Source organism: Streptomyces luteireticuli, from assembly GCF_041519305.1.
Classification (GTDB): Bacteria; Actinomycetota; Actinomycetes; order Streptomycetales; family Streptomycetaceae; genus Streptomyces; species Streptomyces luteireticuli.
The window spans coordinates 5,770,786-5,785,455 of the sequence record NZ_CP167927.1 but is presented as its reverse complement, the minus strand read 5'-3'; the positions used below and the strand labels follow the sequence as shown (position 1 = coordinate 5,785,455).

Sequence of the window (14,670 nt, the reverse complement as noted above, 5' to 3'; positions counted from 1 at the left end):
GAGCCGTGCCAGCAGAGAACGATCCCGCGCCCCAGCCGAAGGCCAAGAGCGAGCAGACCCGCGCCCTGATCCTGGAGACGGCGATGCGGCTGTTCCAGGAGCGGGGCTACGACAGGACCACGATGCGGGCCATCGCCCAGGAGGCCGGGGTCTCCGTCGGGAACGCCTACTACTACTTCGCGGGCAAGGAGCACCTGATCCAGGGGTTCTACGACCGGATCGCCCGGGAACACCAGGCGGCGGTCCGCGACATCCTGGACCGGGAGACGGACCTGGAGGCCCGGCTGGCCGGGGTGCTGGGGACGTGGCTGGACATCGCCGATCCGTACCACGAGTTCGCGGCCCAGTTCTTCAAGAACGCCGCCGACCCGGACAGCCCGCTCAGCCCGTTCTCCGCCGAGTCCGAACACGCCCGGGAGGAATCCATCGGCGTGTACCGCGAGGTCCTGGCGGGCTCGAAGGCGAAGGTCCCGGCCGAACTGGCCGAGGTGCTGCCCGAGCTGATGTGGCTCTCCCAGATGGGCCTCGTCCTCTACTGGGTCTTCGACCGCTCCCCCGGCCGCGAGCGCAGCCGCCGCCTCACCACCCGCGGCGCCCGGCTCACCGCCCGCGGCGTCTCGCTGGCCCGCTTCCGCGTACTGCGCCCGCTCGTCCACGAGGTGCACGAGCTGTTCACGGACTTCCTGCCGGGGATGGCGCAGACGGTGGCGGCGCGGAAGAAGCCGGCCGGCTGAAGGCGGCGGACGCCTTACCGGACGTCGATGACGGCCTTGCCCGGCACCCGGCGGCCCGCCAGTTCGGCGGCCGCCCACGCCACCCGAGTCCAGTCGGTGCGCAGGGCGACCTGCGGGTCCAGCTCGCCGCGGGCGATGAGTTCGGCGAGCCAGGTGAGGTCGGCGCCCAGTCCTGCGGCGTCGTCCAGCAGGTAGTAGGTGACGATCTGACGGTTGTGACGGCGGTCGTTGCCGAAGAGGGCTCCGTAGGGGAACTGCTCGCCGTCGCCGGATATATGGCCCGCGGCGACCAGCACACCGTGGTCGGCCAGGCAGCCGTGCGCGGCGACCAGATGGGCACCGCCGACCAGTTCGACCACGCCGTGCACCGGTTCCAGGTGCCGGAGCGCGGCCGGGCCGGTGACGATCTCGTGGGCGCCGAGTGCCCGCAGCGCGTCCGCCTTCGCCGGATCGCCGGTCACCGCGGTGACATGTGCGCCGCCCCGGACCGCGAGTTGCAGGGCGAACCGGCCCACGCCGCCGCCCGCTCCGGTCACCAGGACCCGCCGCCCCAGGATCGGGCCGATGCGGCGCAGGGCGCGCAGGGCCGTGCCCGCCGCGACCGGCAGCGTGCTGATCGGGCCGAGGTCGGCCCCCTCGGGCGCGACACCGATCAAATCGGTGTCCACGGCGCGCAGTTCGGCCCAGGCGCCGTCCGGCCCCAGCGTGACGACGGGGGTGCCGACCGCGGGGCCGGAGCCGTCGGCGGCCGCCCGGACCACCACGCCCGCGGCGTCCCAGCCGGGCACCGTGCCGGCTTCGCCCCCGGGAACCGCGTGGTGGACCTCGCCGGCGTTGAGGGAGAAGGAGCAGACCCGCACCAGGGCCTGGTGGGCGGCGGGTTCGGGGTCGGCCACCGTGGCGAGAGCGAGGTGTCCGGGTGCCGTGTGATCAATCGTCAGTGCCTTCATGACGAGAGATAGTGCCACTGAGTGGCGTAAGCCTACAAGGGGCAAACGCGGCTGGTAGGCTGCGCCTATGCAGAAGAACCCCGAGGAACTGCCGCTGCGTGAGCGCAAGAAGCTGCGGACCCGTCAAGCTCTGGTCGATACGGCCCTCGAGCTGTTCACCGCGCGGGACTTCACCTCGGTGACGCTGGACGAGATCGTCGATGCGGTGGAGATCTCCAAGCGCACCTTCTTCCGTACGTTCACCTCGAAGGAAGACGTGGCCCTGGCCCCGGAGAAGGAGCTGTGGGCCGCCTACCTCACGGACATCGGGACCCGGCCTCTGACCGGGCACCTGCTCGGCGCCTGCGAGGACGCGCTGTTCACGGCACTGGAGCAGATGACGGACGGGTGGGAGCGGCGCTTCCTGGCCAGCCGCAGCCTGGCCGACCGCACCCCCGCGCTGACCGCGCACAGCCTGCGCCACTGCTCGGAGGTCTCCGCGAACGTCGTCCGGATCCTGGCGGACCGGCTGGCCGGGCAGTCCCCCGGCCACACCGAACTGCGCCTGCTGCTCGACCTCATGCTGGCCGCCTGGCACTGCGCGCTGGAGGCATGGACCTCGTCGGACGCCGCACAGCAGGACCGCGCGGCACTCGTCCGGCACATGCACGAAGCCTTCGCGGCGATCCCCACGGTCGCGGCACTGGTGGCGCAGGACCGCTGAGCGGGCGGGACGAAGCAGCGCCGACGGCCACGGGGCAGTCAATGGCCAAGCCTTGACTGCCCCACGGCCGTTCCCTGTCACCGCGTCGGCGGCTCAGCGCATCAGCACCCCCGCCGCCTCCCCCGAAGCCTCCGCCGGTGCCGCCACCAGGCCCATCTCCGTGCCCTGGGCGAGCAGTCGGTGTGCGGGGAGGATACGGACCGTGTAGCCGAAGGGGCCCGTGCGGTCGAAGGTGAGGGAGCCCTCGTAGAGGAGGCGGCCGTCGAGGGCGGGGGACGCGGCGGGCTTGAGGGGGAAGGCCGAGGTGCCGGTGAGGCGGTCGGCGGTGTCCACGCGGCCCGCCAGGGCCTGGACCTCGACGTCGGACGGGTCGAGGCCGCCCAGGGCGACGGAGACGCGGAGGGCGGCGGTGGAGCCGAGCTCGGCCGTGCCGTTCAACGGGCCCTCGGAGACGGTCTCGACGTGGTCCACGGCCACCCCCGGCCACGCGGCCCGCACCCGCGCCTTCCAGGCGGCGAGCTCGCGGGCCGCGTCGGGGGCGAGGGCGCGCTGGGCCTCGGCCGCGGGGTGGTAGAGGCGGCCGACGTATTCGCGGACCATGCGGCCGGCCAGCACCTTCGGGCCGAGGGAGGCCAGCGTGGAGCGGACCATCTCGATCCAGCGGCCGGGCAGTCCGTCCGGGCCCCGGTCGTAGAAGCGCGGGGCCACCCGCTCGGCGAGCAGGTCGTAGAGGGCCGCCGCCTCCAGGTCGTCGCGGCGATCCTCGTCCGTGCCGGAGCCGTCGGCGGTGGGGATGGCCCAGCCGAAGTCCGGCTCGTACCACTCGTCCCACCAGCCGTCCAGGACCGAGAGGTTGAGGCAGCCGTTGAGCGCGGCCTTCATGCCGGAGGTGCCGCACGCCTCCAGGGGGCGGAGGGGGTTGTTGAGCCAGACGTCGCACCCCGGGTAGAGCTTCTGCGCCATGGCCATGCCGTAGTCGGGCAGGAAGACGATGCGGTGGCGGACGGCCGGGTCGTCGGCGAACCTCACCAGCTCCTGGACGAGACGCTTGCCGCCGTCGTCCGCGGGGTGGGCCTTGCCCGCGACGACGATCTGGAGGGGACGTTCGGGGTCCAGGAGCAGCCGGGTGAGGCGTTCGCGGTCGCGGAGCATCAGCGTCAGGCGCTTGTAGGAGGGGACCCGGCGGGCGAAGCCGATGGTGAGGACGTCGGGGTCGAGGACCCCGTCGATCCAGCCGAGTTCGGCCGTGCCGGCGCCGCGCTCGCGCCAGGAGGCGCGCAGCCGCTCGCGCACCTCCTCGACGAGCTGCTCGCGCAGGGTGCGGCGGAGCTCCCAGACGTCGGCGTCGGAGATCTCCGCGATCGAGTCCCAGCGGTCGGAGCCGCCGAGGGCGAGCGCGTCCTCCGTGCGCCCGGCGCCGACCCGGCGGGCCCCGAGGCGGAAGACCTCGGGGGCGACCCAGGTGGGGGCGTGGACGCCGTTGGTGATGGAGGTGATCGGCACCTCGTCGGCGTCGAACCCGGGCCAGAGGCCGGCGAACATCTCCCGGCTGACCTGGCCGTGGAGGGTGGAGACGCCATTGGCCCGCTGGGCCAGGCGCAGGCCCATGACGGCCATGTTGAACAGGGCCGGGTCGCCGCCGGGGTAGTCCTCGGCGCCGAGGGCGAGGACGCGGTCCGGGTCGATGCCGGGGAGTTCGGCGTCGTCCGCGAAGTGGCGGGCGACCAGACCGCGGTCGAAGCGGTCGATGCCGGCGGGCACGGGGGTGTGGGTGGTGAAGACGGCCCCGGCCCGGACGCTCTCCAGCGCGGCGTCGAACTCCACTCCGTCCGAGGCGAGTTCGCGGATGCGTTCCAGGCCGAGGAAGCCGGCGTGGCCCTCGTTGGTGTGGAAGACCTCGGGCGCCGGGTGGCCGGTGAGCCGGCAGTAGGCGCGCACGGCGCGGACGCCGCCGATGCCCAGCAGCATCTCCTGGAGCAGCCGGTGCTCGCTGCCCCCGCCGTAGAGGCGGTCGGTGACGTCGCGCTCGCCGCCGGCGTTCTCCTCGACGTCGGAGTCGAGCAGCAGCAGCGGGACCCGGCCGACCTCGGCCTTCCAGACCTGGGCGCGCAGGGCACGGCCGCCGGGCAGGGCGAGGGCGATGACGCTGGGGCTGCCGTCGGCCTCGCGCAGCAGGCTCAGCGGGAGCTCGTTGGGGTCGAGCAGCGGATAGTGCTCCTGCTGCCAGCCCTCGCGGGAGAGGGACTGGCGGAAGTAGCCGTGGCGGTAGAGCAGTCCGACGCCGATCAGCGGGACGCCCAGGTCGCTGGCGGATTTCAGGTGGTCTCCGGCGAGGATGCCGAGGCCGCCGCTGTACTGCGGCAGGGCGGCGGTGATGCCGAACTCCGGCGAGAAGTAGGCGATCGCGGCGGGCAGCCCGGCGGGCTGCTCCTGGTACCAGCGGTTCCCGGTGAGGTAGTCGTGCAGGTCGTCGGCCGCGGCCGCGAGGCGCCGGCGGAAGCGGCGGTCCTCGGCGAGGGCGGCGAGCCGGGCGGCGGGCACGGCGCCCAGCAGCCGCAGCGGATCGCCGTCGGCGGCCCGCCACCCCTCGGGGTCGAGGTTCTGGAACAGCTCACGGGTCTCGGGATGCCAGGACCAGCGCAGATTGCGCGCCAGCTCGCTGAGCGGTCGTAGGGGCTCCGGAAGGACGGGGCGCACGCTGAATCGACGAATGGCCTTCACGTGCACGACGGTAGCGGCGCGGGGCCCGCGGTCGCGGCCCAAGACGCCAAGTGCCTCCTTCTGCCTGACCCCGGCAGGGGCAGGCGGGAGCGGGCCCGTCCGGGGTTGACTGTGCCCCATGGACACACCTTCCGGACCGGGGAACGGACCCGGGAACGAACTGGGGAACTTCCTGCGCACCCGGCGCGCCTTGCTGCGCCCCGAGGACGTCGGACTGCCGTCCTACGGAGGGCAGCGCAGGGTGCCGGGTCTGCGCCGGGAGGAGCTGGCGATGCTGGCGGGGGTGAGCGCGGCGTACTACACCCGGCTGGAGCAGGGGCAGTCGGCCAACGCCTCGGACGGGGTGCTGGACGCGCTGGCGCGGGCGCTGCGGCTGGACGCGGACGAGCACGCGCACCTGCGGAACCTGGCCCGGCCCGGGCGGGCGGCCCGGCGGCCCGCTCCCCGCGCGGCGAGCGTGCGGCCCGGGGTGCGGCAGCTCGCGGAGGCGATGGGCGAGGTCCCGGTGGTCGTCCTGGACCACCGCTACGACGTCCTGCACTGGAACCCGCTGGGGCACGCGCTGACGGCCGGGCACCTGGCGGCGGACGCCCCGGCGCGGCCGGCGGAACGGCCCAACGCCCAGCGGCTGCTGTTCCTGGACCCGCACGCGCGGGAGCTGTACCCGCGGTGGGAGCTGGAGGCCCGGCGGGCGGTGGCGGCGCTGCGGCTGGAGGCGGGCGAGCATCCGGAGGACCGGGCGCTGGCCGAGCTGATCGGCGAACTGTCCATGAAGAGCAAGGAGTTCACGGCGTTGTGGGCGCGGCACAAGGTGCTGTCGTGCACGAGCGGGACGAAGGACTTCCACCATCCGGTGGTGGGCTCCCTGACGCTGTCGTACGAGATGCTGCGGGCGCCGGGCGCGGAGGGGGCGGCACAGCAGTCGGTGCTGGCGTACAGCGCCGAGCCGGGTTCGCCGTCGGAGGCGGCGCTGCGGCTGCTGGCCTCGGACCTCACGACGGCGGCACCGGCGCCGCGCGTGGAACACGACCGCCAGGGGCCGACCGTGCGCTGATGCGCCGGTACGAGGGAGAAATACGCCCCGCCTACACCAGGGTGTTCGAAGGCCAGAAGTCGCTACGGCCTTCGAACGCCGGGCCGCGACGCCGTTCCCCCATCCGGCCGTCGGCTACCCCCTTTCGTCACATTGCACACGATCGGCCCAGCGGGGAGACTCCCTACGAGTGACGGAGGTCCCGCCGCCTGCGCCGGGCGGTGCCGGGGGAACTACGCACCGGTAGGCCGGGCGTTGCTGGCATGCCCGCCAGGGCCGGGTGGGAAAGCTCCCCGGGTGTACGGGAACCTCTCCTCTGCCCGCGCGACCCTGGACAGATCTCGACAGACCTCTCATGTGATTCCGCTTTTTCCGCTCGTCAGGTTTTCCGCCGCCCACCCGGGTGAACGCGGGCAGAGGGATTCCCTCCCGCGTCCGGCCGGGTGCCGGGGCAGCGGATAGAAAGAACAGAACGCGCCAGATCCCCCGTCAGCTTCCGGGCCTTGCCTCCGGTTTTTTCGGACCCCAGGTGATTGCATGATCGGTCGCATCCCCGTCCTGGACCTCGCCCCGCTCGTGGACTGCGGCCGCAGACCGGCGAAGGCCGTGGCCGGCGAGTCCTTCGAGGTCACCGCGACGGTCTTCCGCGAAGGCCATGACGCGGTGGGTGCCAATGTGGTGCTGCGGGACGCGACGGGCCGGTGCGGTCCCTGGACGCCGATGCGCGAACGGGAGCCGGGCACCGACCGCTGGGGCGCCGAGGTGACCCCGGACGCCGAGGGCCGCTGGACGTACGCCGTGGAGGCGTGGAGCGACCCGGTCACCACCTGGCGCAACGCCGCACGGATCAAGATCCCGGCGGGCATCGACACGGACCTGGTGCTGGAGGAGGGCGCCCGGCTGTACGAGCGGGCGGCCTCCGGGGTGCCCAAGAACGGGGGCCGCGAGGCCGTCCTGGCCGCCGTCGACGCCCTGCGGGACGCGCACCGCCCGGTCGCCGACCGCCTCGCCGCGGCACTCGCCCCCGCCGTCTCCACGGCCCTGGCGGACCATCCGCTGCGCGAGCTGGTGACGACGACGCGGCCGGTGCCGGTGCTGGTGGAGCGCGAACGGGCGCTGTTCGGCTCGTGGTACGAGCTGTTCCCGCGCTCGGAGGGCGCGGTCGTCGAGGAGGGGCGCCCGCCGCGCAGCGGAACGTTCCGTACGGCCGCAGGGCGGCTGCCGGCCGTCGCGGCGATGGGCTTCGACGTCGTCTACCTCCCCCCGGTCCACCCCATCGGCACCGCCTTCCGCAAGGGCCCCAACAACGCGCTGAGCGCGGGCCCGTACGACGTGGGCAGCCCCTGGGCGATCGGCTCGGCGGAGGGCGGGCACGACGCGATCCACCCGGACCTGGGCACATTCGAGGACTTCGACCACTTCGTGGCGCGGGCGCGCGAGCTGCGGATGGAGGTCGCCCTCGACTTCGCCCTCCAGTGCTCCCCGGACCACCCCTGGGTGGACAAGCACCCGGAGTGGTTCCACCACCGGGCGGACGGCTCCATCGCGTACGCGGAGAACCCGCCCAAGAAGTACCAGGACATCTATCCCCTCGCCTTCGACGCCGACTTCGACGGCCTGGTCCGGGAGACGCTGCGGCTGCTGCGGCTCTGGATGGGCCACGGTGTGCGGATCTTCCGGGTGGACAATCCGCACACCAAGCCGGTGGCCTTCTGGGAGAAGGTCATCGCGGACATCGGCCGCACCGATCCCGATGTGGTGTTCCTGGCCGAGGCGTTCACCCGGCCCGCGATGATGCGCACGCTCGGCGCCGTCGGCTTCCAGCAGTCGTACACCTACTTCACTTGGCGCAACACCAAGCAGGAGCTGACCGATTACCTCACGGAGCTGTCGCGCGACGCGGCGGCGGTGATGCGCCCCAACCTCTTCGTCAACACCCCCGACATCCTGCACGCCTACCTCCAGGACGGCGGCCGGGCGGCCTTCGAGATCCGGGCCGTGCTCGCCGCCACGCTCTCCCCCTCGTGGGGCGTCTACGCCGGGTACGAACTGTGCGAGAACGCCCCCGCCCACCCGGGGAGCGAGGAGTACCTGGACTCCGAGAAATACCAACTGCGGCCGCGCGACTGGGAGTCGGCCGAGCGCGAAGGGCGCAGCCTGGCTCCCCTGATCACCGCGCTCAACCGGCTGCGGCGACGGCACCCGGCTCTGCGCCGCCTGCGCAATCTGCGGTTCCACCACGCCGACAACGACATGGTGATCGCCTATTCCAAGCGCACCGGCGGCCCCTGCGGCGACTGTGTCCTCACGGTCGTGAACCTCGACCCCCACCACACCCAGGAGGCGACGGTCTCGTTGGACATGCCGGAGCTCGGCCTCGACTGGCACGAGTCCGTCCCGGTGCGCGACGAGCTCACCGGCGAGACCTATCACTGGGGCAGGGACAACTATGTGCGCCTTGAGCCGGGCCGTTCGATCGCGCCTGCGCATGTGTTCTCGCTGCGACCGTCCTCACCGATCGGAGGGTCACCCACACCATGATCGTCAATGAGCCCGTACCGGACACATTCGAGGACACTCCCGCGAAGGACCGGGATCCCGAATGGTTCAAGCGCGCGGTGTTCTACGAGGTCCTCGTACGGTCCTTCCAGGACAGCGACGGCGACGGCATCGGGGACCTCAAAGGGCTGACGGCGAAGCTGGACTATCTGCAGTGGCTCGGCGTCGACTGCCTATGGCTGCCGCCGTTCTTCCAGTCGCCGCTGCGCGACGGCGGCTACGACGTGTCGGACTACACCTCCGTCCTGCCCGAGTTCGGCGACCTGGCGGACTTCGTGGAGTTCGTGGACGCGGCCCACCAGCGCGGGATGCGCGTCATCATCGACTTTGTCATGAACCATACGAGCGATCAGCACGACTGGTTCCAGCAGTCCCGCACCGACCCCGAAGGCCCCTACGGCGACTACTACGTCTGGGCCGACGACGACAAGCAGTACCAGGACGCGCGGATCATCTTCATCGACACCGAGACGTCCAACTGGACCTTCGACCCGGTCCGCAAGCAGTACTACTGGCACCGCTTCTTCTCCCACCAGCCCGATCTCAACTACGAGAACCCGGCGGTCCAGGAGGAGATCCTCGCGGCCCTGCGGTTCTGGCTGGACCTGGGCATCGACGGGTTCCGGCTGGACGCCGTGCCCTACCTCTTCGCCGAGGAGGGCACCAACTGCGAGAACCTGCCCCGCTCGCACGCCTTCCTCAAGCGCGTCCGCGCCGAGATCGACGCCCACTACCCGGACACGGTGCTGCTGGCCGAGGCCAACCAGTGGCCGGAGGACGTGGTCGACTACTTCGGCGACTACGCCCAGAACGGCGACGAATGCCATATGGCGTTCCACTTCCCCGTCATGCCGCGGATCTTCATGGCCGTGCGCCGCGAGTCGCGCTACCCGGTCTCCGAGGTCCTCGCCAAGACCCCGGCCATCCCGTCCGGCTGCCAGTGGGGCATCTTCCTGCGCAACCACGACGAGCTGACGCTGGAGATGGTGACCGACGAGGAACGCGACTACATGTACGCGGAGTACGCCAAGGATCCGCGGATGCGCGCCAACATCGGCATCCGGCGCAGGCTGGCCCCGCTGCTGGACAACGACCGCAACCAGATCGAGCTGTTCACCGCGCTGCTGCTGTCGCTGCCCGGCTCGCCGATCCTCTACTACGGGGACGAGATCGGCATGGGCGACAACATCTGGCTCGGCGACCGCGACGGGGTACGCACGCCGATGCAGTGGACGCCCGACCGCAACGCCGGCTTCTCCTCCTGCGATCCGGGCCGGCTGTTCCTGCCGACCATCATGGACCCGGTCTACGGCTACCAAGTGACCAATGTCGAGGCGGCGATGAGCAGTCCGTCGTCGCTGCTGCACTGGACCCGCCGGATGATCGAGATCCGCAAGCAGAACCACGCGTTCGGGGTGGGCTCGTACACCGAACTCCAGTCGAGCAACCCGGCGGTGCTGGCCTTCCTGCGGGAGGCGCCGCAGCGGGACGGGACGGACGATCTCGTCCTGTGCGTGAACAACTTCTCCCGCTTCGCACAGCCGACCGAGCTCGATCTGCGGGCCTTCAACGGCCGCCACCCGGTGGAACTCATCGGCGGCGTCCGCTTCCCGGCCATCGGCGAACTGCCGTACCTGCTGACCCTGGCGGGCCACGGCTTCTACTGGTTCCGGCTGCGCCGCACGGTGCCACCCCCCGGAGCCTGAACGACCGCCCCGTGCGCGGGGGCCGGGCCACCGCGCACGCCGGTTTCCCCGCCCCGGCCCGGGGCACCCTCCCTACTATGGCTCGCCCGGGTTTCCGGTCCGCGCCTCCGGTGGGCCCGCGGTCCGGCGCATCCGACGGTCCCCGACTCCGGCCGGGGGTCCGGGGGTTGCCCCCGGGAAAATGCAGTCGGCCGGGGGTCCGGGGGTTGCCCCCGGGAGAACGCGGCCGGCCGGGGGTCCGGGGATCGGCCCCCGGAGGACGCGGCCGGACGGAGGCCCGGCCCGCAGCGAAACCGCTGCGGGACGCGGTGCCCCCGGGAAGACGCAGTGCCGCACGGACGATCCTGGCGAGACACTCCCGCCGCCTCCGGCGGGGGAACCCCCTACGCCCCGCACACTGGCCAAAGCCGCAATCCGGGACACCGTGCCCCTCCGTCGTGTGCCCCGGGGAAAGGACGCGACGCCATGTCGGACGCTGCACCACCCCGCCACGAGGCCCTCCACCGCACGGCGAGCCCGGGGCCACCACCGTCCGGCCCGGGGCTGCTGCCCTCGCTGGCCCCGCTGCTCGCCCACTGGCTGCCCCGGCAGCGCTGGTTCGCCGGCAAGGGCAGCCCGGTCACCGGCTTCACCCTCGTCACCGCGGCCGAGATCCTGCCGCCCGCCGGCGCCGCCCCCGGCCTGCTCCATCTGCTGGTGCGCGCCCACCAGCCCGCCGCCGGCACCGACGACTGCTACCAACTGCTGCTCGGCGTCCAGGACCTGCTGCCGCACCGGCTCGCCCCCGCCCTCATCGGCCGCCCCGAGGACGGCCCGCTGCGTGGCCGCGCCGTCTACGAGGGGCTCGCCGACCCCCGTCTCGCCGCCCTCCTGCTGGAACGGCTGCGCGTCCCGGGACGGCTGGGACCCCTGAGCTTCGGCCGCGAGCCGGACGCCGAGATCCCCACCGGGCTCGTCCCCCGGCCGCTGGACGCCGAGCAGTCCAACTCCTCGGTCGTGTACGGCGATACGTTCATCCTCAAGCTCTTCCGCCGCGTCGGTCCCGGCATCAACCCCGACCTCGAACTCCCCCGGGCCCTCGCCCGTACCGGCTGCACCCGGGTCCCCGCCCCCGCCGCCTGGTTCGAGGCCGACACCCCCGAGGGCGGCGAGCCGATGACGCTGGGCATCCTCCAGCCCTATCTGCCCGGCTCCGCCGACGGCTGGCAGCTCGCCCTCGGCGCCCTCGCCGTCCGGGCCGACTTCACCGCCTCCGCCCGCGCCCTCGGCCACGCCACCGCCGAGGTCCACCACGCCCTCGCCACCGCGCTGCCCACCACCGTCCTGCACCACGAGCGCCTCGCGCGCCTCGCGGACGCCATGCACCACCGCCTCGACGCCGCCGCCGAGGCCGTCCCCGCCCTGCGCCCCTACCGCCACGCGCTGCGGACCGCGTACGACGAACTGACCGCGCACCACGCCTCCGTGACCACCCGGCGCGCCCAACGGGTCCACGGCGACCTGCACCTGGGGCAGGCCCTGCGCACGGCCGCCGACGGCCGCTGGTCGCTGATCGACTTCGAGGGCGAACCGGCCCGGCCGCTCGCCGAGCGGCGCCGGCCGCAGCCCGTGGAGCAGGACGTCGCGGGCATGCTCCGCTCGTTCGACTACGCCGCCGCGGTCGGCCGCGCGGGCGGCACCTGGGCGGCGCGCGCCCGGGAGGCGTTCCGCGAGGGGTACGCCGCCGGGCGGCCCGGCACCGGCGAGGACCCGTGGCTGCTGCGGGCGCACGAGACCGACAAGGCGGTCTACGAGGTGGTGTACGAGGCCCGGCACCGCCCGGACTGGCTGCCCGTCCCGCTCGCCGCGATCGCCCGCCTCGCCGCCCGGGCCGACGGCACGGCGCGGCACCCCTGACCTCCGCCCCCAGCCCCCAGCCCTTTCCGAACTCCCCCTGGAGGACCTCCCCGTGACCGCACGACCGCCGTCCCGCGACCCCCGGCCCGGCTTCGTCCCCGCCACCTTCCTGCCCGGCAGCCGGCGTGCCGGCATCCCGCCCGCGCCGGCCGGCCCTCGGGGCGTGCGGCCCGCCCCGCGCCCCGAGGAGGACGAGCGCGCGCGGCTGCTCAGCGGCGCGCACCACGATCCGCACGCCCTGCTGGGCGCGCATCCGACGGTGGGCGGCATCGCGATCCGGGCGCTGCGGCCGCACGCCCGGTCGGTGACGGTCGTCGCCGAGGGGCTGCGGGCCGCGCTGCTGCCCGAGGGGGACGGGTTCTTCGCCGGGCTGCTGCCGATCGGTGACGTCCCGGCGTACCGGCTGCACGTGGTCTACGAGGACGCGGAGGTGGAGACCGAGGACCCGTACCGCTTCCTGCCCGCCCTGGGCGAGCTGGACCTGCACCTGATCGGCGAGGGGCGGCACGAGGAGCTGTGGCGGGCGCTCGGGGCGGTCCCGATGACCCACCAGGGCGTCGCCGGGACGCGGTTCACCGTGTGGGCGCCGAACGCGCTCGGGGTGCGGGTGGCCGGGGACTTCAACTACTGGGACGGCACGGCCCATCCGATGCGCTCGCTGGGCGCGACGGGGGTGTGGGAGCTGTTCGTCCCGGGGCTGGGCGAGGGCGAGCTGTACAAGTTCGACCTCACGCGCCCGGACGGCTCGCACACGCTGCGCGCGGACCCGATGGCCCGGCGCACCGAGGCGCCGCCCGCCACCGCCTCGGTGGTGCACGCCTCGCACCACGTCTGGCGGGACGGCGCGTGGATGGCCCGGCGGGGCGCGCGGCCGGTGCACGCGGCGCCCTTCTCCGTCTACGAGGTGCACCTGCCGTCCTGGCGCCCGGGGCTGGGCTACCGGCAGCTGGCCGACCAACTCCCCGCGTACGTCGCCGATCTGGGCTTCACGCACGTCGAGCTCCTGCCGGTGGCGGAGCACCCCTTCGGGGGCTCGTGGGGCTACCAGGTCACCGGCTTCTACGCGCCGACCGCCCGGCTGGGCACGCCGGACGACTTCAAGTACCTGGTGGACGCCCTGCACCGGGCGGGCATCGGGGTGCTGGTGGACTGGGTGCCGGCGCACTTCCCGCGGGACGACTGGGCGCTGGCCGAGTTCGACGGGCGGCCGCTGTACGAGCCGGCGGACCCGCTGCGGGCGGCCCATCCGGACTGGGGGACGCTGGAGTTCGACTACGGCCGCAAGGAGGTCCGCAACTTCCTGGTGGCGAACGCCGTGTACTGGTGCGAGGAGTACCACGTCGACGGCCTGCGGGTGGACGCGGTGGCCTCGATGCTCTACCTCGACTACTCGCGCGGGCCCGGCCAGTGGTCGCCCAACGCGCACGGCGGGCGGGAGAACCTGGACGCGGTGGCCTTCCTCCAGGAGATGAACGCCACCGTCTACCGCCGCTGCCCGGGCGTCGTGACCGTCGCCGAGGAGTCCACCGCCTGGGACGGGGTCACCCGGGCCACCCACCACGAGGGCCCCGGCGGCTTCGGCGGGCTGGGGTTCGGGCTGAAGTGGAACATGGGCTGGATGCACGACTCGCTGGAGTACATGGCCAGGGAGCCGGTCCACCGCAAGTACCACCACGGCACGATGACCTTCGCCATGGTCTACGCGTACAGCGAGAACTACGTCCTGCCGATCTCGCACGACGAGGTGGTGCACGGCAAGCGGTCGCTGGTCTCCAAGATGCCGGGCGACTGGTGGCAGCAGCGGGCCGATCACCGGGCCTTCCTGGGCTTCATGTGGGCCCACCCGGGCAAGCAACTGCTCTTCATGGGGCAGGAGTTCGCCCAGGGGGCGGAGTGGTCCGAGGGGCACGGCCCGGACTGGTGGCTGCTGGACCCCTCGTACGCGGCCGAGGCCGACCACCGGGGCGTACGGGACCTGGTGCGCGACCTCAACGCGGTCTACCGCGCCACCCCCGCCCTGTGGGAGCGGGACACCCGCCCCGACGGCTTCTCCTGGGTCGTCGGCGACGCGGCCGAGGACAACGTCCTGGCCTTCCTGCGGTTCGCCGACGACGGGCCGCCGCTGCTGGCGGTGAGCAACTTCTCCCCCGTCGTCCGGCACGCCTACCGGCTCGGCGTGCCCGGCGGGCACGCCGTCTGGGAGGAGTGCCTCAACACGGACGCGGTGCGCTACGGGGGCGGCGGGGTCGCCGACCAGGACCCGCTCAAGGCCCGTCCGGTGCGGCAGCACGGACAGCCGGCGAGCGTGGAGCTGACGCTGCCGCCGCTGGCGACGGTGTGGCTGCGGCCGGTGTGAGACGGCGGTCCA

Annotated in this window: 9 protein-coding genes; 7 read left to right on the top strand and 2 right to left on the bottom strand. The window is 73.2% G+C overall.

Going from position 1 to position 14,670, the window contains the following annotated elements; translation table 11 throughout:
- Nucleotides 1-5: 5 nt before the first annotated feature.
- Nucleotides 6-734 (top strand): TetR family transcriptional regulator, encoded by a 729-nt coding sequence (locus tag AB8735_RS26085; RefSeq protein ID WP_372409735.1) that lies wholly within the window; start codon nucleotides 6-8, stop codon nucleotides 732-734.
- A 14-nt stretch (nucleotides 735-748) separates the two neighbouring features.
- Here the strand turns inward: AB8735_RS26085 and AB8735_RS26080 are convergent, their stop codons facing one another.
- Nucleotides 749-1,684, bottom strand: coding sequence for a zinc-binding dehydrogenase (locus tag AB8735_RS26080; protein ID WP_372409733.1), 936 nt, complete (start codon nucleotides 1,682-1,684; stop codon nucleotides 749-751).
- A 67-nt stretch (nucleotides 1,685-1,751) separates the two neighbouring features.
- On the opposite strand from AB8735_RS26080, the gene AB8735_RS26075 reads away from it, so the two are divergent.
- Nucleotides 1,752-2,387 (top strand): TetR/AcrR family transcriptional regulator, encoded by a 636-nt coding sequence (locus tag AB8735_RS26075; RefSeq protein WP_372409732.1) that lies wholly within the window; start codon nucleotides 1,752-1,754, stop codon nucleotides 2,385-2,387.
- 93 nt (nucleotides 2,388-2,480) lie between these two features.
- Here the strand turns inward: AB8735_RS26075 and glgP are convergent, their stop codons facing one another.
- On the bottom strand, nucleotides 2,481-5,108 hold the full coding sequence (gene glgP / locus AB8735_RS26070; RefSeq protein WP_372409730.1) for an alpha-glucan family phosphorylase: 2,628 nt from the start codon (nucleotides 5,106-5,108) through the stop codon (nucleotides 2,481-2,483).
- Nucleotides 5,109-5,226: 118 nt separating this feature from the next.
- Between glgP and AB8735_RS26065 the strand changes: the two genes are divergently transcribed.
- The 5 genes from AB8735_RS26065 to glgB all read left to right on the top strand — a co-directional run bounded on the left by AB8735_RS26065 (nucleotide 5,227) and on the right by glgB (nucleotide 14,658).
- Nucleotides 5,227-6,162 carry a helix-turn-helix domain-containing protein gene (locus AB8735_RS26065; protein WP_372409729.1) on the top strand — a complete coding sequence of 312 codons (936 nt, stop codon included), beginning with the start codon at nucleotides 5,227-5,229 and terminating at the stop codon, nucleotides 6,160-6,162.
- 516 nt (nucleotides 6,163-6,678) lie between these two features.
- Nucleotides 6,679-8,682, top strand: a complete 2,004-nt coding sequence (locus tag AB8735_RS26060) for an alpha-1,4-glucan--maltose-1-phosphate maltosyltransferase (protein ID WP_344019420.1) — start codon at nucleotides 6,679-6,681, stop codon at nucleotides 8,680-8,682.
- The gene (gene treS, locus AB8735_RS26055) at nucleotides 8,679-10,406 is read left to right on the top strand and encodes a maltose alpha-D-glucosyltransferase (RefSeq protein WP_344019418.1); all 1,728 of its coding nucleotides are present in this window, start codon (nucleotides 8,679-8,681) and stop codon (nucleotides 10,404-10,406) included. The genes AB8735_RS26060 and treS overlap by 4 nt, the downstream gene beginning before the upstream one ends.
- 465 nt (nucleotides 10,407-10,871) lie before the next feature.
- Entirely contained in the window at nucleotides 10,872-12,302 is a 1,431-nt protein-coding gene (locus AB8735_RS26050) for a maltokinase (RefSeq protein WP_372409726.1), read from the top strand.
- 52 nt (nucleotides 12,303-12,354) lie between these two features.
- The gene (glgB, locus tag AB8735_RS26045; RefSeq protein WP_372409723.1) at nucleotides 12,355-14,658 is read left to right on the top strand and encodes a 1,4-alpha-glucan branching enzyme; all 2,304 of its coding nucleotides are present in this window, start codon (nucleotides 12,355-12,357) and stop codon (nucleotides 14,656-14,658) included.
- Nucleotides 14,659-14,670: the final 12 nt, after the last annotated feature.

Coding starts and splice junctions, on each gene's coding strand:
- treS (WP_344019418.1), top strand. CDS start 8,679: ATGATCGTCAATGAGCCCGTACCGGACACATTCGAGGACACTCCCGCG.
- AB8735_RS26075 (WP_372409732.1), top strand. CDS start 1,752: ATGCAGAAGAACCCCGAGGAACTGCCGCTGCGTGAGCGCAAGAAGCTG.
- AB8735_RS26060 (WP_344019420.1), top strand. CDS start 6,679: ATGATCGGTCGCATCCCCGTCCTGGACCTCGCCCCGCTCGTGGACTGC.
- AB8735_RS26050 (WP_372409726.1), top strand. CDS start 10,872: ATGTCGGACGCTGCACCACCCCGCCACGAGGCCCTCCACCGCACGGCG.
- AB8735_RS26080 (WP_372409733.1), bottom strand. CDS start 1,684: ATGAAGGCACTGACGATTGATCACACGGCACCCGGACACCTCGCTCTC.
- AB8735_RS26065 (WP_372409729.1), top strand. CDS start 5,227: ATGGACACACCTTCCGGACCGGGGAACGGACCCGGGAACGAACTGGGG.